Raw genomic sequence first — 18,825 nt, forward strand, 5'->3', positions numbered from 1 at the left:
CCACTCAGTGACAGTTTACTGTTCCAAAGGTCGCGCGCGGAAACTTCAAACTCGATCTCATCGATTACTGCAAGTTTCACATCAGCATTCGGAGAACCGGGTAATTCCAGCCCTGCCGCTGACACCTGCAATTGCCGGCCAATACCCAGACGCACTTCATCTTCAATTCTAACCTCCTGGCCAAGTTTCTTGGAGATCAGGTTTTCGACGAAAGCAGTCCTGACCGAGGAAAACAACGCAGAAGACAGGAAAAGCCAAGCTGCAAACACAGCGACAAACGCGACAGCGCAACAAATCAAAATACCTTTTGCAACGTATCGCACCGTCTTCTCCTAAAATTCCGATTCATCCAATGGGCAGCCTAGACCATTTAATCATTAAGTTAATGGAATATATGGTCGGCAAATGATCTGAAGTCTGAATGATCTTGACCATATAGCTGATATTCTCGCCTGTTTAGTCGAACCGCTAAGAAGCGGGTAAATGACAAACGTTCGGCTAGTGTTGCACGCCCTGATTTCTAACAGTTGGCGCGAAGAGAGTTTTACTAGCCAAAATGGATACGCTGCATGAGCTTTGAACATGGCGGCACGACGTGAGCTTCAATTGACAGGCTGCCAAGTTCCTCCGATTTTCCATATTTATTTAATTACTGCTATGTGTGAATTCATCAAACGATGAGGGCATGATGAATTCACTAACCAGAATAACACGTGGGATTGGCGTCGCTTTCAAGGACGGTAGAGTGAAAGGCATTCTTGCCTTCACAGTTGGAATGATTTTATGGGCCTCGGTCTTTTACCACTTTGTCGAAGGTTGGAGTTGGCTCGACTCAATCTACTTTTCTGTCGTGACAATTTCGACCGTGGGGTTTGGTGACTTCTCACCTGAAACCGCAGCAGGAAAGATTTTCACAATGGTATACATCATTGTAGGTCTCGGTGTCTTTGTGACCGCGGCGACCACAGTTGCAGATACAATCTTGTCCCAAGACGACAAAAAAACCGACAAATAGATTATCCCAATTTGGCCAAACCGAATTCATGCCCAGGCATTGATTTGACTGGGCATCTCAAGCCATGGCCCGGATTCATTTGTGTCTTCAAGCTGATAGATGACCACTAAATTTAAAAAAATATACATATTAGGTTTTTTGAGTGTAACATTCAAAAAAACACGGAGGGATGGAATGGAAAAGACACAAGACGCGAAGATTGTCGATCTGGCAATACGATTGCTCTTTCTCGGACTATTCCTCTACAGCGCCCTAGTCATGGTGGCCCCGCTTGCGAGCGTGGTTATCTGGGCAACGATCCTCTGTGTGGCGCTTTACCCGGCATTTGATTGGCTTCAGTCCAAGCTGGGAGGGCGGAAAAAACTCGCCACGACGATCTTGGTTTTGCTGGGCCTTGTTCTGACCCTCGGGCCAGTCGCTACCGCGGTATCTGGTGCCGCAGAACTTGGGTCTGAATTCGCGGAACAAGCGGACAAGGGTGAGTTGAAAGTCCCACCTGCGCCCGAGGGCCTCAAGGAATTGCCCTTGGTGGGAGACAAAATTGCCGATGTCTGGGGAATGTTCGAGCGCAATCTTGACGGCGCGCTTGCAAAATACGGCACGCAAATCCTTGAGATCACCAAATCGCTCTTCGGAAAGGTGCTGGGCATCGGAATAGGGTTGCTTGGCTTAGCTCTGTCCGTACTGATTATGGGGGCTTTGTTCAGCCCCGGGCCAAGTTTGGTTCAGGGTCTTCAGCGCTTTGCTAACCGTGTCTTCGCACCACGCGGCGGTGAATTCGTAACACTGGCAGGCGCAACGATCCGGAACGTGACAAAAGGCGTGATCGGCGTAGCAGCCATTCAGGCGGTCTTCGTTTGGATACTGTTGGCTTTGTTTGGGATTTCTTCGGCCGCCACTCTGGCATTTATCTGCCTGATACTCTCAATTATCCAAATCGGGCCCGGATTGGTTCTAATTCCGGTAATTATCTACGCTTGGAGTTCCATGTCCGGTGGAACTGCTTTGATCTTCACCATATTGGCCGTTCCCGTCATGATAATGGACAGTTTCCTAAGACCCGTGTTCATTTCAAAAGGCCTTGAGACTCCCATGTTGGTCATCCTCATCGGTGTTCTCGGAGGTATGATGGCATACGGTTTGATCGGCGTCTTTATGGGGCCGGTTCTCTTCGCTGTTTTCTATGAGCTATTCAAAGTTTGGATTGATAGCTCGCCCGAAGCCGAGGGCACTGCTGAAGGTGCGGCGAAATGAGGAAGACAATATGGACAACCTTGGCTGTCATTCTGATTTTCCTTGTCTGGTACCTGGTCGCTGATCGGAAAACGCCATTTACCGGGAACGCCAGAGTAAAAGCCGTGGCGACCCAGATCGTCCCGCAGGTGACTGGCACTGTGACTGAAGTTTTGGTCGAAAACGGTGAGGTTGTCTCGGCAGGAGATGTCCTTGTCCGGATCGACGCCCGACCCTACGAGATTCAGCGCGACAAGGCGGAAGCTGATCTCGAAGCAGCCACTCAAGAAGTGGGTGCATCTTCAGCAGAGGTGAGAGCGGCACAAGCCAAACTCGCAAGGGCGCAAAGCGATCTGGATACGATGCGCATTCAGACGGAACGGGTATTTGCGCTCGAAAAGAAAGGGCTGATTGCCGTCTCAAAGGCTGATGACGCACGAGGGCAATTGGCAGAGTCCGAGGCAAACTATGAGAATGCAAAAGCGGATCTGGAAAAAGCAAAGCAGAGGCTTGGCGAAGATGGGATTGAAAACCCGAAAATCCAACGCGCGTTGGCAGCTTTGGCAGATGCGGAACTGAACCTTGAATGGACTGAACTACGTGCTCCGGCGACAGGTGTGATCTCTAATCTGCTGATTGCCCCCGGAACGTATGCGCGATCCGGCCAGGATCTTTTGACGTTTCTGGATGCAACTGACGTATGGATCGAGGCGTATTTTACAGAGAACAACCTAGGAAGAGCTTCGGTAGGGTCTCCGGTTGATGTGGTGTTGGATATGCATCCCGGTCAGATTGTTCCTGGCGTCATTGAGAGCTTTAGCGCGGCCGTTTCCCTAAGTGGCGGTGACGAGCCCGGGCAACTGGCGAGTCCGCCCAGTACCAAAGGTTTCTTGCGAGAGCCGGAAAGGTTCCCAGTCAGGATCGTACTACCAGGCTATGAAGCTGGAAGTGCCGAAGATGATCTTCGCTTTCAGTTGAACGGGCAGGCCGATGTGATCATGTATCTAAGTGATAACTCGTTGCTGAACCTGGTAGGCCGCACCTACATCCGCGTGGTTTCAATACTGTCCTATGCGTACTGAGGACCAACGCTCTGTCGCCCGGCTTGCAGTGGGTGTTACCGGCGTCTTTTCCTTGGGCTTGTTTCTTGGCTGGCCACTCGCCGTTGTTGGGGCGGTGTTCACCGCACTGTTTTTGCAGGCGCCCGCCGCGTTGCCTCTGGCAGCATTTGCTAAGCTGTTTGTTTTCTCGATTGGATTGATGTTCATTTCGTTCCTGGTGTCGTCAATCTTCTCACCATATCCTCTTGTTTTCCTTATTCTGGTGGCCATTGGAATAATCCTGTCATTCATGTGGTCGGTTTCAGGCGCCGGGGTTTTACCCGGTGTCATTGCCCTGATGGGTGCACTGATGATCCCTAACTTGGTTCTGCAATCACAGGATCTGGCCTTGGTGCTTGTGTACTGGATACCGTTGAACCTGCTGTTTGCAGGCTTCGTATCGACGCTGATGTTCGTGTTGATACCCGCTGAACCTCAGACGGCCGCTCAGCAGAAAGCAGCAACGTCGCCAGACTTCGACCCACATCGCCGCATAGTCAGGATGTCGCTTGTCACAGTTCCGTTTGCCATGGCGTTCTTTATTTCCGGCGCATCCGCATTATTGGTTCTGTTTTTTGTCGCCCTGCTGAGCCAGCAACTCGCGGCGATGCCTGCCGCGGGCAAAGCTGTGGCAAAAGCAATGCTGACGGCAAACCTTCTCGGGGCGGCAGTATCCATCATTTGTTATGAGATAAACGTAATAGCTCCGGTTATTCTCACTCCCATTCTGCTGTGTTTTTTCTTTTGCCTAACACTCGGAGCACTTGGGAAATCTCAAGTTCCGCTCGCCGCCGCCGCCGGCTCCGCTATTACAACGGCACTGATTGTATACGGCGGATCGGTTGCACCGTTTTCAGACGAGGCTGACGTCAAAAGCATCACTCGAGTTTTGCAAGTTGCCAGCGCCGCCTTCTTTGTAATCATCGCATATGTCGTGGTGGATGAATTCTGGCCGGAAAAAGAGCGCCAGACATCTCAATGAATATAGTCGCGACAAAGCTTGGCGCTGAAACCAGCAGAGTTCCCAGTTTGACCGAATTTCGCAACCAACACACGAATTGCAGCGCCAAAACAAACCGCGAACTTCGTTGAACGGGTGTTATGTGACGCGATCAGCAGGAAAAGGCGCCTTCGGCGTCTGATCTGCAAATCAGCCCTGATTTTCCCAAAAGGAAGTCAGAATCAATGAAATCGGTCTAGGTACTGGATGAAGGAAATGAGGCGAAAATGGCAAGGTTCTGTCGCTGGTGGCAGAACTATGTGTCGCCTTACAGGAAATGTCGGGCGACACATAACTTTTCCATTTGGCGGCAGCTAAATCATTGATTGCGCCGAATCTGGTTTTCTCTTTCGCACAAACTTTACCATTTGCTACTCAAAGGTCTGCCATTCAATCCGAGCGTCCCTCTTAACTGACGCTGCTGACCGCTTCAGTGATCGTCGAGTCAAAGCTCGAAAGTTATTTAGACTTAGCGCACGACACAGGACTATTCTGGCAGGATGAGGATTTTGCCACGCGTCTAAACGAAGGCTTGAAACAGAAACGATAAAACCTGTTGTGACATTTGTTCCGCCGTTTAGAACAACTGCTTTTCTTTCGCCAGTAGCGCGGCTTGCGTTCGATTGGAAACGCCCAGTTTTGCCAGCACGTTTTTTACATGCAGCTTTACCGTAACCTCTTGAATTCCCAGATTTCGGGCAATTTCCTTGTTGGAAAGGCCGATGCAGAGCTGTTCCAGCGTCTGCATCTCCCGGCTGGACAGGGTGGCAAAAAAGCCAGATGACTCCACTGGCTCATCTGCCTGTCCGAAATCAAAGGGAAAATACCGTTCGCCTGACAGTACAAACTTGATGGCGTTGACCAGCGACACGGCTTTCAAAGACTTGGGAATAAACCCGTTTGCACCGTTCTCCATTGCCTTGTTGGCAACCTCCCGGTTAGCGACACCTGACATCAGTGCAACCTTAGTCGCAGGAAAGGCTTGACGGGCGCGACTGAGGCCATTCAGGCCGTCCATTCCCGGCATGTGATAGTCGAGGATCAGCAGATCGATGGAATCCAGACCGCGCATCAATTCCAACGCTTCTTCCAAATTGGCAGCGGTTTGGACTTTGAAGTCGTCTACGGTTTCCAGATAGGCCGCGATTGTGTCGCGGACCAGATCATGGTCGTCAGCTAAGAGGATATTAGGCATGTCCACAGTGTCCTTACGCTGAACGCATTCACAACCAAAAATCAGGCCAAAACATGACAGAACTATACTTTGGTATAGTTGCCTATGCCAATGATCTGATGACCGTGGGGGATCAATAGTTATAACCCAGTTTACCTGACCCGGAGTCTATTCAATGGCACAAAAACACTACTCGCGGATTTACGTCGTGCTGTTCATGCTATTGCTGAGTTTAGTCACTCAGGCCACAGCTCGGGCAGAGATGACGTTGGAAGTAACAACATCAGGCTCTAACTCCGAAACCGTCGAATTCAGCCTTCAAGATCTTGACGCAATGGACCAGGTGACATTCAGCACCTCAACGATCTGGACAGATGATAAAGTTACTTTCTCGGGGGTGCCGCTAAAAGCCCTGCTTACCGAATTGAACACAGACGGCACCAGTATCGAGATGGTGGCCTTAAATGATTACAAGGTCACGATGCCACTTGCGGAACTTGAAAACGACGCTCCGATCATCGCCACTCGCATGGATGGCGAGACGATGTCTGTTAGGGACAAGGGGCCGTATTGGGTTGTTTTCCCATACGATCAGGATCCCAAATACCGGGCTGAAACGATCTACACGTTCAGCATATGGCAGCTTAAGCATTTGAAAGTCGTAGATTAACACGCTGAGTGTGCTTACGGTGACCTCAAGCAGGAGGTTGCAATTGAAGCCAGAGTTGAACCGATACCGTCTCTTGGTATTGGCAGGCATCTGCCTGTTGATCATCTTGTTCGCAACAATGGTCTCGAACTTGTTAACACAGGTACGCGACTTGTCGAGCGCTGATGAAGACAACATTCAGTGGAGCATTTCGCAGCTTGACATCGAGTTTGCGAACCTCGACGCCGTTCTAACCGAGCAAATTGCTGCACAGACAGGCTTCTCTGACCAATTACAGTTGCGTGCAGACATTGCCTTAAGTCGTTTGAACGTTGTCAATTCTGGACGGGCCCGCGAAATTTATGGTGACAGTAGCGAAGCGGCTGAATTGATTGAGCAAATCGAGGTCTTTGGAGACGATGCCGTTGCAATTTTGGATTCGTCCGAGCCACTGGACGAAACTGATCTACTTGAGCTGAAACGCTTGGTGCGTGACGTTCGCCCTGTTGTTCGAGAGCTTGCATTGCTGGGCGTCCGGATAGTCGCCGAGCGCTCCGAAGACCGGCGTGCTGAATTGGCCGGTCAGTTGTCTCGAACCGGGGGAATTGCAGTCGGTTTACTGATCCTTATGGCACTCCTGTTACTCTTCATGGATCGACTTTTGCAGCGCTCCGTTCGCAGGGACGCGGCTCTATCTGCATCGTCAAAGCAACTTGCATCGACCGTCGCTGCATCACTAGATGCGATTGTAACTTCAGATAGCTCCGGACGCATTATCGAATTCAACGCTTCGGCCGAGCGTGTTTTTGGTTGGACCCGAGACGAAATTGTTGGGTTGACGATGGAGGACACCTTCATCCCACAGCGTATGCGCGATGCGCACCACAATGGCATGAAGCGTTACCTAGAAACGGGCGCGCCTCGTGTCGTTGATGCCGGCCGTATCGAGCTTGCCGCTTTGCGCAAAAGTGGCGAAGAGTTCCCAGTCGAACTAAACGTTACAACCACTCATGATGGTGATGACACCAAGTTCATTGCCTACATTCGTGACATCAGCGAGCGTAAGATCAACGAGCAGAAGCTGATTGATGCCCGCGACCGAGCCGAGAGGACGGACAAGGCCAAATCACAATTCATGACAGTGATGAGCCACGAAATGCGCACCCCCCTGAACGGTATTCTGGGTGTGCTTGATCTGCTTAAGACTACCCCCCTAAACGATCAACAGGCTCGCTATACCCGCATTGCAACATCTTCCAGCGAGGTTTTGCTGGAACATGTGAACGAAGCACTCGATATCACTCGAATTGAAACGGGTAATCTTCAACTGAACTCCGAAGCCTTTGATCTAACAGAGCTAATGCAAGCGTTGGTCGAATTGTTTGAACCGCTCGCCAATGAGAAAAATTTGACTGTGAAACTCGACATAAACCCCACAATGCAAGGGCCATATCACGGTGATTCCGGGAGAATTCGCCAGGTACTTACCAATTTGATCGGAAATGCAATTAAGTTCACTGAAGATGGAGAAGTCACTTTACGCGTCAGCGGCATTCATGGCCCCGAAACCTCTTCACTTCGTTTTGAAGTGATCGATACTGGCATCGGAATTCCCGCCGAACAGCACGAACAGGTGTTTGAGGATTTTATTGCCCTCGCGAATAGCGAAGGTCGCCAGGCTCGTGGAGATGGTTTGGGTTTGTCCATCTCTCGTCGCATCGCGCGGGCGATGGGCGGGGATGTGTCCCTAAAAAGTGTCGAAGGTGCGGGATCGGTGTTCATCTTAACTTTGCCTTTAAGACGCACAGAACCTGAGACGCGAGACGACAGTGACAATCTGGCCCAAAACGCCAAGCAAGCGCCCTCCTGCAATATCCTTATCGTCGAAGATAACAGCATCAACCGCAGTGTCCTTTGCGACATGCTAACGACGATGGGACACACTGTACGCGAAGCTGTTAACGGCGAAGACTGCCTACAAAAGGCCAAGGACGAGGTGTTCGATATCATCTTGATGGACATCAGCATGCCAGTCATGGACGGGATTGAAGCGACCGAACGCTTACGCCGCAGTAACGGGATAAACGCCGGGACACATATTGTCGGATTAACAGCCCATGGGCGCGAAGAATACCGTGAAAGATCTGTAGCTGCAGGCATGGATCGCTTTCATACCAAGCCCATCAGGCTAGAGGCTCTGCAAAATATTGTTGCGGAAGTGACCTCCAAGCATTTGTCCAAACCGGATACGGCACACTTTCCCGAAGCGCTTTCCGAGATGATCGACTTGTTAGGCAGCGCTAAGGTCGCAAATATCGCGGAGAAATTTCTGTCCGAGATAGCTGAATTTACGGCGGACCTTCGCGTAGCGAGCGACCCTCTCGATACGCTGGCTTTTGCGGAAGCAGCCCATAGGGTCAAGGGCGCGGCGTCTCTATTGGGGCAGATTGAACTACACGATGCTTTGGAAAAGCTGGAACTTGACGCGCGCGATGGAAATCTTACGGCAACGCAGATCTGGGCCGAATCACTGGAAGCCGAGGCAGCAAAGTCCAAATCGGTACTTGATGGGGCCATCAACCGCCAAACCAACACCCCATAGGCCTATCCACCCTACCCGTCGGGATAGCTGCCCCAGCCTTAATCCCCCCAATCTATACTCTCGCACCCCGGCACGTTTCGCTCCGGGTCTCTACACCTGAGTTCATCTTGAAAAGGGTCGCCTGGAGGGGCCCGTGCAGAGGAACATCAAAATGAAAGATTCAAAAAAAATCATAGTGGTCGGTGGCGACGGATTCTGTGGCTGGCCAACGGCGCTCCACTTATCAAAGCTGGGTCATAGCATTACTATCGTCGACAACTTGTCGCGCCGTGAAATTGATGCGGCGTTGGGCTCTGACAGCCTGACGCCAATTGCCTCCATGGATGATCGACTTGCCGCATGGAAAGAGCATTCAGGCAATACCATTGCATTTGAAAACATCGACATTGCACAGGATTTTGACGCCGTCACCACTTTGCTGGACACGATCAAACCAGACACCATTGTGCACTTTGGCGAGCAACGCGCCGCACCATATTCGATGAAGGGTGTCGGTGAGAAACGCTACACCGTCGACAACAACATTTCGGGCACTCACAACTTACTGGCGGCATCGGTCGCTCTGGGTTTAGACCCACACTTTGTCCACCTCGGGACTATGGGCGTCTATGGATACGATGATGACGGGTTGGAAATTCCTGAAGGCTACTTGCCGGTCTATGTCCCTGGTGACGATAAGCAGATCACGAAGCGTGATATCTTGTACCCGACCAACCCCGGCAGCGTGTACCATCTGACCAAATCCATGGATCAACTTCTGTTCCAATTCTACGCAAAAAACGACCGGTTGCGCATTACTGACCTGCACCAAGGCATCGTTTGGGGAACTCAAACGGACGAGACTAAACTGGACGAGCGCCTGATAAATCGCTTCGACTATGACGGAGATTACGGAACCGTATTGAACCGATTTTTGATGCAGGCCGTCGTTGGTCACCCGCTGACAGTGCACGGAACAGGTGGCCAGACACGGGCGTTCATCCACATTCAGGACACCGTGAAGTGCCTTGCCCTGGCCGTTGAAAATCCGCCTGAAAAGGACGGCAAAGTTGCAATCCTCAACCAGATGACTGAAACGCATACCGTGCGCGAACTAGCCAAACTGGTTGCAGATATTTCTGACGCGCGGATCGCCAACGTGGACAACCCACGCAACGAAGCCGCTGAAAATGATCTGCGAGTTTCGAACAAAACCTTTCTCTCATTAGGGCTGAAGCCGATCACACTGGCCGAAGGGTTGATCGACGAAACACAAAAGATAGCTGCAAAATACGCCGGCCGGTGCATTCACAAGATGATCCCATGTGTTTCAACCTGGACCCACAAACAACGGCCCGGCGTTGTCTTTCCAAAGCCACACAAGGTGGCCTGACCCCTCTGCACCGCCCGTGTTGGTCCCGCTTGGAGGTGGGGCCAACGCGAACGGTTACTTAAAACCATAAAATTACAGTGAAAAACATGCGCATGATTGGCATTGGGCTCATGGGATTTCTTTTGGCAGGCGTAGCCCTCCTGCTATCGACAATGAACATTCTGGAACAAGGAAAACGCTACCTCCATGAAGTAACGTCCGGCCCGCAACTGGTGTTTGAGCACCGCACACCCGCCCAAGCGCAGGATGTGTACGAAGCCGTGGTTATGCGCGCCGATCCGGACCATCCGGTCATTTTATCCGGTTTTCCCGCCTACCAGAGCGTCACATTCATGATGCCAGTGGATGCACGCCCGACGTCTGGATACCTCCAAATCGATGCAACGTCTCAGGTTCTGGATGGGGTTGAAGGGGTGCTGCGCATCTCAATCAATAATACCCGCCGAGGCGAGATGCTGCTGCGTTCAGGCGAGGTGGGACGTTCCCTGCAAATTCCTCTTTCACAGCTGGACTTTGCAGGGAACCAACTGGTCGTTTCTTTCTCGCTGCAGGGCACTGGCCCTCAAATCCAGTGTGGTTCGCAGGACGGTTTCGAAGCCGTTGTTGAGATTGAAACGACCAGTGCCGTTTTTTTGACGCTGGATCGGCCACTGCACAGTGTACGCGATCAGGTGCGTGCCTGGGGTCATGTCGTGCGTGTTGCTTGGCCCGATTGGCTGAAAAAGGACGAACAGCTTCGCCGCTTGGTGTTGGCAACCCACTTCCAGCGACGGGGCCTTGCAACCGTCTTTGCTCCGGCCTCACAAGAACCAGCCTTAAATACACTCGAGCTACGCGCGGCACTTCCAGCCTCTCCTGAAACCGATGTACATGGGCGAACGGTGGGCGCGTTGGCGCAAAAAGGAACGAATGGCGGTTTGCGCCGTTTTTACAGACAAGCTGTATGGCGTGAGCGTTTCGATTTGGGAGGGCGCAGCGGCCAGTACATACCCAGCCAGTTGGACCTGCGCATGCAGCTTGGGCACCTCATGCATGGTCAGAATTGGTCGCTCACCGTAACGCTGAACAACCGACTTGTTTTTCAAGAGCATACCAAGGGGTCTAAAACCGAGTACCAAACGTTAGTTGACCTCCCGGTTGATATTCAGGTCGCCAAAAATACGCTCGAAGTAGTGGCGACAACGACCGCTCCGAAAGACGGCGTGTGTGATCAGGGCCCTGAACTGGTGGCGGAGTTACTACCTCATTCCCGTTTGATCATTAGTGACATGCCCTTTGCCAACGCAATGTCCGAACTACACACCGCCTTGGATAATGTTGGGCCGGTCAACATTGCCATGACTTCAGAACTAACCCCGCTGGACGCTGCCGCGGCAAGCCGCATGTTGGACCTAGTGATACCGGCTGGCGTTGAACTCAAACCGGCTGGAAGAAAGGTTCACATCCATGTCCTGGGCCCAGGTCACCCTGCCCCGCTATTACCTCATGCTGGCGCCACCTGGTTAGTCACGCAAGTCAGTGCCACCCAAGGCTTGTCCATTAAAAAACTATTGCCGAACGAACCAATGTCGCATGTCGGCCTTGCACTACTGGTGACGCCCGCCGCCCCGGTATTACCGGAGGCAAAAGGATGAGTGACCTTGATGACAAGCGCGAACAGATCAACTTTGTCTCGGTCGACAGCGCACCCAAACGTTTTGCCGGATCGGTTTCAGAATGGCAGGCACCCAAGATGCTGGCGGTGTTTGCGCTGCTTGCCACAACACAACTTTGGATCGTGAACACTGACTTTGTCGCACAGGTATTTCCAAACCGTGACTATGTGTTTTCGGCCCATTCGGGGCGGCACGCCATTGCGATCCGGATCTTCCTGATCTCGTTCTTTGTCGCTTTTGCTGCATTCGGCTCCGGCGATTTCCGTGGGCGTTCGATGTTTGGCCTGGATCTGGTCCTGACCTTCCTGGCAGGCTGCGCAGTATTCGATCTGGCAAATGTCATGGCAGAAGACATCCTCGGATCATCCTTCTCCCTGCATTTCAGTGCCATTGCGTCTGGTTTGTTCGGCTTTGCGGTATATTCGTTCAAACTGTTGGAGCGTGGTTTCATGCCGGCCCGCATACGTGTCCAACATATTCCGGTTAGTCAAATGCGTGCCTTGTTGCGCCTTGGTGTCACAATTGCCATCGCGGCAGGAGTCGCGATGTGGGTTGGCGGTTTGGGTCTGCATGTGGTCGAAGTGATGCGCAGTCTGACGCTGTTGGGAGGCATTGGGCCGGGCGTATTTCTGTTCCTGCCCGTGCTTTTTGGGCAGCTTTATGTGCTTGCTATCTACGATGTGGCGACCGCCAAGAAACCCAATTTTAATCCACCCGTCTCGGTCATCGTGCCCGCGCATAATGAGTCTTACATCATAAAAGACACAATCAACGCGATGGATCGCGCCGCACAACACTATGGTGGCGAAGTTAACGTTCTAATCATGAACAACAATTCGACCGACGACACAGAAGAAATCGCGCGCGAAACACTCTTGTCATGCAAGGCCGCAAAGGGGCGCGTGATCAATGTTCCGAAGCCCGGCAAATCTAACGCTCTCAACGCAGGTCTTGATGCTTGCGAGACCGAGTTTCTTGTGCGTGTCGATGCCGACACTCTTGTGGGCGAAGATAACTTTTCCCGAGCTATGCCATACTTCACAGATCCCTCCGTAGGTGTTGTAGGCGGCGTGCCTGTACCACCAGGTGGAGCCCTTTTTGACCGGGCTCGCCTGTTGGAAGTTCTTGTGAAGCACGGCTTTTACTCAGTTGCCATGGGAGCAGTGAACGGAGTTGTGGGTATCCCGGGCATGTTCGTTGTCTACCGCACGCAACACCCACGCCAACTGGGCGGTTTTGTTGAAGGGATGAATGGTGAAGACACCGACATCTCGCTCCGTATTGGTGAGTTGGGCTTCCACTCGGTTGTTGATCCCAAAATCCGCTACATCTCTGAAGTGCCGTCATCCTACAGCCATATGCGTGAGCAACGCATGCGATGGTTCCGCTCAATCTATCACATCTCGTCACGCTGTCGGGACCTGATCTATGGACCAAACGTGACGTTAAGGGGGAAGGTTATCCTGCCCTACATGCTGGTAAACTCCGCACGCCGCGCGATGCTTGTCCCTCTGATAATTTTTGGGACCTTAGAGTGGGGCGTCGCGTTTAACGAAAATACCCCTATCGTATGGCAATCCATCGTGGCCGTGACCACAGGTGCGCCTGCGATCGTGGCAGTGGTTGCTTCGCTGCTAAACGGTGTGCCGCGCGGCATCCTTGCGCTACCAGAATACCTGATATTTCGGGTCTTGCGGGCCTATTTCACACTCGAATCCATGCTCAGCATTTTGATCGATATCCGCGCCGAAAACCTTGAGCTCGCGATCCGACGCGACATCGTTCCCGACAAGCCCATACGCGTTGCATGATGACAACATTTCAATCTCTGCCACAGAAGATTGGCCGACACCAAACACGAGACTCAGTAGAGGAGCGTAAAATGAGACAAATAGCTTTGGCCGCTAGCTTAGCTTTGACTTTGGCAAGTGTGGGCGCTGCACAGGAACAACGCTTACAATTCAAGGCTCTTATCAAGCAGGAGCAGGCCGATCCAGTTGCGGCACATGCCGCAATGACGTCATTGGCAAAAAGTGGGTACGCTCCAGCAATAGATCGGGTCGGATACTATTTCCGAAATGGGATCGGCTCGCAAAAAGATCTAAAAGCAGCGCGTCAATGGTATGCGAGCGCCGTCGATGCTGGTCACCCTTGGTCCACTGCATCTCTGGCACGAGTTGAAATGGAGATGGGACGGGGTGACGTTGCATTGGAGCTCCTCCGGGCTGGCGCCCGCGACAACCTACCCGGCGCAGAACGGCTTTTGGCAACGGCACACATCGATCGAAAGTTGGGCGCTGCTTCAGACGTCAAACAGGGACGAGCGATCTTGGAGCGTATTGCGGAGAGCGGTGATCAAAATGCGGCGCGCGATTTAGTGGTGCGCATAAATTGGAAACGTTTAAGAGGACCGGCGCCGGATACAGCCGTAGAGCAAGTTGTGCGTGCAGGCCTTGGGGGTGACGCGAGGTACGCCGCAGTTGCACTGGTCTATCTGTCTTCGCAGCCTGATAGAAGCGAAGAGGCTATTCAAACACGTTCAATGCTCGCCGAAGTTCCAGGCATTTCTGATCGGGTGTTGTCGCCAGAGCTGATTAAGCTTGCCGCAGAAATAAATCCCACTCAGTTCTGGTCGGAAGTCGAAGATATCCTTGAAGTCACTCAACCAGAAAACTACGCCAAGGCAGCAAGCACGGCCTTTTGGATCAACAAGAATGCGTGGGTTCGCGTGTTACAGAAAGAACTTCGCGCATTCGGGTATTATCAAGGTCGGATCGATGGGATGATGACTTCACGTACAATCAAGGCTCAGAACCGTTTTTGCAGGGATCGCGAGCTTTGGTCAATTTGCGCATCAGGTCCACTCCGCGGAGCAACTGTACGGACCATGGCAGGTGCAATTGCAAAGGAAAAGCATAGCGGTAAAATTGACAATATTGCGCATCCAGGCTCGTGAAGTGAGGCGGAGCAAATGGAAGGTTATGGACATTCAGGTACGGACTTTTGCGATCCGACTGAAGAGTTCCGAGCGGGCATCTCGTTATGGCCTCGGAGAAACAAAACTATTTGGTTTTTCAATTCGTCGCTACTCGCCATCAACGTCGCCGAATGGGTGTTATGTGAAGCGATCTCTGGTTGAGTGATGGACGTTCAAGGGTTTGACGATCAGTCGCCACAAGGCGGGCTTTGCCGCCATTGAAGTCGCAATATCGAACAGCCGCTTCGATGCCGCGCACCCGGTTCCCGGATGCGCGGCTTTCGCATTTACTTGCTTCTAACAATGCCCGAGTAAGCGCCATTTAGGTTGAGCGTAACAGTGACTGGCTCATCGTCCCTGTTGCGCCAGAACCAACCATGATCACCTGCGAAAGGGGTTTCAAAACTACCTTCGCCTTCGGTCTGTCCGCGCCCTTTCTCATAGGTCACGTTTTGGTCGCCCGCGTGTGCATGAAGGTCGAAATTGACCCGGCCACCTTCGGCCACCCACGCGTAGAATAGGGTCGCTCCCTCTTCCATGGCTGCCTTGATCTCGGTGAACTCACCCGGTTCGAGCGTGAACGTGATTGTATCCTGCCACGCCTCCTTAGCGTGTGCTGTGCCAACTAACAGACCGAACACGTTATCCCATAGGCTGGACGACTGATCAGCCCCGTGAAGCTGTTGGTCTTGTTCGGCTTCATCCGCCAGTTCCTGCTTGATTTCACCCATCTCAGTCAGGCCAAGCATGCGGCCTGCACCCGTTGGATCGATCCCGTACTCCGCAGGCAGCACGACAGCGACCAGTATCGCTACGGCGCTGACAGCCGCGATGACGGTGGATCGAAGAAGCTGGGCCGAGCTGGGCAATTCTTCGAGGCTCGGTTTCTTTGCGTTAAACATCTGTGCAGTTCCTTATGCGGCCACGATGTAGCCGGTGAATTGGTAGCCCATCAGCACAAAGCCGATGGTCATCATGACGACATTGACGGTGTAGGCTTGTTCGAAAAACTTGGCGCTCTTCCGCCAATACCCCATGACGATGAGGATGGCAGCGAGTGCCAGAAGTTGACCGATCTCGACGCCAACATTGAACGCCAGCAGGTTGGGCAGCAGCCCGTCTGGTGCGATCTGGTAATCCAGTATCTTCGTTGCCAAGCCAGTGCCGTGAAACAGGCCGAAGATGAAAGTCGCCGCCTTTGTGTTGGGTTGGAAGCCGAACCACCGCTGATAGGCCCCAAGGTTGTCGAGCGCTTTGTAGACAACGGACAGACCGATGATGGCATCCACAATGTAGGAACTGATGCCCCAGCCAAACCAGACGCCCGCAAGCATCGTGATGGAATGCCCCAATGCAAATAGGCTCACGTAGACTGCAACGTCTTTAGACCGATAGAGGAAGAAGACGACGCCGAGGAGGAACAGGATGTGGTCGTAGCCCGTGACCATGTGTTTGGCCCCGAGGTACATGAAGGGGATGATGTGCACACCCCAGATTTCTTGGATGTAGCCAGCATCGCCGGGCGTAACATCATGCGCCAATGCTGCGCGTGTAGATAGCAACAACATGGATAGGATGAAGAACGCGAGACGCTTAGAACTGCGCCTGACGCCCTCATTAAGGGTTTTCATGGATTAACTCCGCTTAATAGTTGGATTGATCAGTCGAGCGCGAGAGCCGCGCAGTGCCGATCAAGCGCGCGGAGGTCGATCTATCCTAAACTGGCGAGTGGGACCGCGGGTTGCGACCAGCCCTCGCCAAGCCTCGCCTATGTGTAATTCAGGAGCGGTACCGGGACCACTGGAGAGAAACGCTTGGTTGTGATCGTGATCAGCTACATCGTGACTGTGGCCGTGCACCGCCCAAAAGAGGTCTTCTTCGAACCCGTGCGAATGGCCATGATCGTCGGCCACTTCCAGATGATCTTGGATCGTCTCAAAAACCGCTGGTGCGTGCGAGAATGATGGCGTTACGGACCAAACCACCAACGATAGACAGAGGGCAGCTAGGCCAACTCTCTGAATGTGCTCGTAAGCCTGTTTCATCACATCTGTCTGCCCGGTGAGTGCAGCCTTTGTGCGGCTGCCATGATTTTGTTCACTTCTACCGTAGTGTTCGCCACGTGGTCAATTCAACCTATCAGGCTCTTGTATTCGTCTGGTGATCTTGGAGCTGTTGAAGCGACCGAGACGATGACTGAATAATACCTCGGGCCAACCTTCCAGATGTGCAGGTCAGTGATCTTGTCAGTTTGGCAGAAGGGTTCAATCGCAAATGGCGGCAAGCCCGCTACCTCATCACTTTCCTTTTGTGGGCCAGCGGGATTTGGATAAGCCAAACGCCCCTGGCCGTCAGGGTGAGGGCGCGGTCCTTCCCCTGGGGCAACGCCATTAGACAGGGCCGTGTCCTCGGCTTTGCCTGCGGGCCGCACCACCCCTGCCGAAAAGCGTTGCCTCGCCCCCTCCCGCGTTCGCTACGTGGCAGATTAGCAGGAACAGGCAGCTTCGCTGTCTGGCCTGCAAATCAGCTCTGATTTTCCGAAAGGGAAGTCAGATCAAACCAAACTGTCTGCGGGAGTATGAAATGGAGGTGGCGTGTTAGTTTGTGACGCAATGACCAAATTCAACCTATGTTCAACGTCGGGGGCGCCTTCTGATGTCGAACGTTCACTGCTTTTTTGGTCCAACTATGACCGTTGGGTCAGGTTCGTGTGACGTTCAACAGGAATGTGGAGCGACACATAACGTTGCCATTCCGAGTTCTCCAAACCTTTGATTTTGCGACATCGGGTATTCAAGTAGCGCACCAGCTTTACCTTTTGCGACTCATAGGTCTTCCACTTTCAGTGGCCCTCGCGAAAGTGGGCCTTGGGCAGAATTGCGGAGAATGCTTGCTTTGAGCCCTTACCAGACATTGCAGCATGACTTGGCTGGTGCATGTGAATTAGACGGTTTGCAGCCCCCCCGCTGCCCTTGCCTCTTTCCCAAGATGCTACGGAAGCAGTCGGCAGGTTCAGGCCAAAGCGGAGGTCGTTCAAGAGGCACTCAAAACAGGAACTCACAGTAGGCCGTACACCATTAAAGGCTTCTCATGACTGTTTTTTTGCTGGATCACTCCTTTAATTCGGAGCAAAGCGACGCGTCGCTTGCAAGATGATCGATAAGCGCACGCACGCGGGTCGTCAATCGGCGGTTCTGCGGAAACAGCGCAGCGACTACATAGGGTTTCACGCGTCTCTCAGGAAATAGCTCGACCAATTCTCCCGTCTTGAGAGCTTCTGAAACAGTGTAGGCCGGACAGCGGGCAATCCCAATGCCAGTGGCGGCCAGCCTTGCTGATGCTGCCGGTGCATTAGCGCGAAGCCGGCCGTCGACATGGACCGCCAATTCCTGATCGTCCAAATTGAAACGCCAGATCGTAGGTTCCGACATATTGCCGTCCAGAATGCATTCATGGGCCTCCAACGCACGCGGATGCGCCGGCATTCCAGTGCGTTTCAAATATGCTGGAGATGCGCAGACGACCAAAGGCATCGGACCAAGCTGACGCACTTTGAGTGAGCTGTCCCGCATCGGTCCGATGCGGATCGCAAGATCCAGGCCTTCGTCAATGATTGACACCCTTCTGTCCGAAAGACGAAGGTCGATCTCTACTTCCGGATGCTTTGCAGCGAAATCCGCAAGAGAGGGCGCGAGCCGCACCGATCCAAATCCCGTCGGAGCTGAGATATGGATGATACCGCGCAAAGCCCCTTGTTGGTTTCTAACGGTTTCTTCCAACTCGTCGAAGCCGTCGAGAAGCGGTTCACACATCGCCAGATACGTTGCGCCGGCGTCCGTCAGAGACACACTGCGTGTGGTTCTGTTCAAAAGCTGAACGCCAAGCGCCTCTTCCAGATCCGCGACGTATTTGCTGACCAGCCGCGCAGATCGTCCCACACGCTGTGCGGCAACTGTGAAGGAGGCGTTCTTTGCGACAAGCGCAAAGGCCCGCATGCGGTCGATCTTATCCATGGCTCATTGCGCCCTTTCAGGGCTTAAACTTTTCC

General features: G+C 52.8%; 15 protein-coding genes. 11 read left to right on the forward strand and 4 right to left on the reverse strand.

Annotation, left to right across the window (positions count from 1 at the left end; translation table 11 throughout):
* Positions 1-745: 745 nt before the first annotated feature.
* The 4 genes from GOW92_RS14930 (at position 746) to GOW92_RS14945 (ending at position 4,330) form a co-directional block, all read left to right on the forward strand.
* The gene (locus GOW92_RS14930; RefSeq protein ID WP_368040289.1) at positions 746-1,015 is read left to right on the forward strand and encodes a potassium channel family protein; all 270 of its coding nucleotides are present in this window, start codon (positions 746-748) and stop codon (positions 1,013-1,015) included.
* Between the two features lie 174 nt (positions 1,016-1,189).
* Positions 1,190-2,269, forward strand: a complete 1,080-nt coding sequence (locus GOW92_RS14935) for an AI-2E family transporter (RefSeq protein ID WP_170561379.1) — start codon at positions 1,190-1,192, stop codon at positions 2,267-2,269.
* Positions 2,266-3,330 carry an HlyD family secretion protein gene (locus tag GOW92_RS14940; protein WP_170561380.1) on the forward strand — a complete coding sequence of 355 codons (1,065 nt, stop codon included), beginning with the start codon at positions 2,266-2,268 and terminating at the stop codon, positions 3,328-3,330. Before GOW92_RS14935 ends, GOW92_RS14940 begins: the two co-directional genes overlap by 4 nt.
* Positions 3,320-4,330, forward strand: coding sequence for a DUF2955 domain-containing protein (locus tag GOW92_RS14945; RefSeq protein WP_170561381.1), 1,011 nt, complete (start codon positions 3,320-3,322; stop codon positions 4,328-4,330). Before GOW92_RS14940 ends, GOW92_RS14945 begins: the two co-directional genes overlap by 11 nt.
* 595 nt (positions 4,331-4,925) lie before the next feature.
* Here the strand turns inward: GOW92_RS14945 and GOW92_RS14950 are convergent.
* Positions 4,926-5,543, reverse strand: a complete 618-nt coding sequence (locus GOW92_RS14950) for a response regulator (RefSeq protein ID WP_170561382.1) — start codon at positions 5,541-5,543, stop codon at positions 4,926-4,928.
* A gap of 154 nt (positions 5,544-5,697) precedes the next feature.
* On the opposite strand from GOW92_RS14950, the gene GOW92_RS14955 reads away from it, so the two are divergent.
* The 6 genes from GOW92_RS14955 to GOW92_RS14980 all read left to right on the forward strand — a co-directional run bounded on the left by GOW92_RS14955 (position 5,698) and on the right by GOW92_RS14980 (position 14,756).
* A complete protein-coding gene (locus GOW92_RS14955; protein WP_170561383.1) occupies positions 5,698-6,192 on the forward strand; it encodes a molybdopterin-dependent oxidoreductase in 495 nt (164 codons plus the stop codon).
* Positions 6,193-6,235: 43 nt separating this feature from the next.
* Positions 6,236-8,773 (forward strand): hybrid sensor histidine kinase/response regulator, encoded by a 2,538-nt coding sequence (locus GOW92_RS14960; RefSeq protein ID WP_170561384.1) that lies wholly within the window; start codon positions 6,236-6,238, stop codon positions 8,771-8,773.
* A gap of 151 nt (positions 8,774-8,924) precedes the next feature.
* The gene (locus GOW92_RS14965) at positions 8,925-10,145 is read left to right on the forward strand and encodes an NAD-dependent epimerase/dehydratase family protein (RefSeq protein ID WP_170561385.1); all 1,221 of its coding nucleotides are present in this window, start codon (positions 8,925-8,927) and stop codon (positions 10,143-10,145) included.
* Between the two features lie 86 nt (positions 10,146-10,231).
* Positions 10,232-11,779 (forward strand): hypothetical protein, encoded by a 1,548-nt coding sequence (locus GOW92_RS14970; protein ID WP_170561386.1) that lies wholly within the window; start codon positions 10,232-10,234, stop codon positions 11,777-11,779.
* Complete coding sequence (locus tag GOW92_RS14975) at positions 11,776-13,611, forward strand: glycosyltransferase (protein WP_170561387.1); 1,836 nt, start codon at positions 11,776-11,778, stop codon at positions 13,609-13,611. The genes GOW92_RS14970 and GOW92_RS14975 overlap by 4 nt, the downstream gene beginning before the upstream one ends.
* A 71-nt stretch (positions 13,612-13,682) precedes the next feature.
* Positions 13,683-14,756, forward strand: coding sequence for a hypothetical protein (locus tag GOW92_RS14980; RefSeq protein WP_170561388.1), 1,074 nt, complete (start codon positions 13,683-13,685; stop codon positions 14,754-14,756).
* Between the two features lie 308 nt (positions 14,757-15,064).
* On the opposite strand, the gene GOW92_RS14985 is transcribed toward GOW92_RS14980, so the two are convergent.
* Positions 15,065-15,679, reverse strand: a complete 615-nt coding sequence (locus tag GOW92_RS14985; RefSeq protein WP_170561389.1) for a transmembrane anchor protein — start codon at positions 15,677-15,679, stop codon at positions 15,065-15,067.
* Positions 15,680-15,691: 12 nt separating this feature from the next.
* Positions 15,692-16,408 (reverse strand): HupE/UreJ family protein, encoded by a 717-nt coding sequence (locus GOW92_RS14990; protein WP_170561390.1) that lies wholly within the window; start codon positions 16,406-16,408, stop codon positions 15,692-15,694.
* A gap of 183 nt (positions 16,409-16,591) precedes the next feature.
* On the opposite strand from GOW92_RS14990, the gene GOW92_RS14995 reads away from it, so the two are divergent.
* Entirely contained in the window at positions 16,592-16,741 is a 150-nt protein-coding gene (locus GOW92_RS14995) for a hypothetical protein (RefSeq protein WP_170561391.1), read from the forward strand.
* Positions 16,742-17,887: 1,146 nt separating this feature from the next.
* On the opposite strand, the gene GOW92_RS15000 is transcribed toward GOW92_RS14995, so the two are convergent.
* Positions 17,888-18,790 carry a LysR family transcriptional regulator gene (locus tag GOW92_RS15000; RefSeq protein ID WP_170561392.1) on the reverse strand — a complete coding sequence of 301 codons (903 nt, stop codon included), beginning with the start codon at positions 18,788-18,790 and terminating at the stop codon, positions 17,888-17,890.
* Between the last annotated feature and the right edge of the window lie 35 nt (positions 18,791-18,825).

Origin of the sequence: Ruegeria atlantica, assembly GCF_013032505.1 — a bacterium.
Classification (GTDB): Bacteria; Pseudomonadota; Alphaproteobacteria; order Rhodobacterales; family Rhodobacteraceae; genus Ruegeria; species Ruegeria atlantica_F.

Bases quoted from the DNA above. Each gene is read 5' to 3' on its own strand.
- GOW92_RS14990 (WP_170561390.1), bottom strand. From the start codon at position 16,408: ATGAAAACCCTTAATGAGGGCGTCAGGCGCAGTTCTAAGCGTCTCGCG.
- GOW92_RS14940 (WP_170561380.1), top strand. From the start codon at position 2,266: ATGAGGAAGACAATATGGACAACCTTGGCTGTCATTCTGATTTTCCTT.
- GOW92_RS15000 (WP_170561392.1), bottom strand. From the start codon at position 18,790: ATGGATAAGATCGACCGCATGCGGGCCTTTGCGCTTGTCGCAAAGAAC.
- GOW92_RS14950 (WP_170561382.1), bottom strand. From the start codon at position 5,543: ATGCCTAATATCCTCTTAGCTGACGACCATGATCTGGTCCGCGACACA.
- GOW92_RS14975 (WP_170561387.1), top strand. From the start codon at position 11,776: ATGAGTGACCTTGATGACAAGCGCGAACAGATCAACTTTGTCTCGGTC.
- GOW92_RS14945 (WP_170561381.1), top strand. From the start codon at position 3,320: ATGCGTACTGAGGACCAACGCTCTGTCGCCCGGCTTGCAGTGGGTGTT.
- GOW92_RS14965 (WP_170561385.1), top strand. From the start codon at position 8,925: ATGAAAGATTCAAAAAAAATCATAGTGGTCGGTGGCGACGGATTCTGT.
- GOW92_RS14955 (WP_170561383.1), top strand. From the start codon at position 5,698: ATGGCACAAAAACACTACTCGCGGATTTACGTCGTGCTGTTCATGCTA.
- GOW92_RS14970 (WP_170561386.1), top strand. From the start codon at position 10,232: ATGCGCATGATTGGCATTGGGCTCATGGGATTTCTTTTGGCAGGCGTA.
- GOW92_RS14935 (WP_170561379.1), top strand. From the start codon at position 1,190: ATGGAAAAGACACAAGACGCGAAGATTGTCGATCTGGCAATACGATTG.
- GOW92_RS14980 (WP_170561388.1), top strand. From the start codon at position 13,683: ATGAGACAAATAGCTTTGGCCGCTAGCTTAGCTTTGACTTTGGCAAGT.
- GOW92_RS14985 (WP_170561389.1), bottom strand. From the start codon at position 15,679: ATGTTTAACGCAAAGAAACCGAGCCTCGAAGAATTGCCCAGCTCGGCC.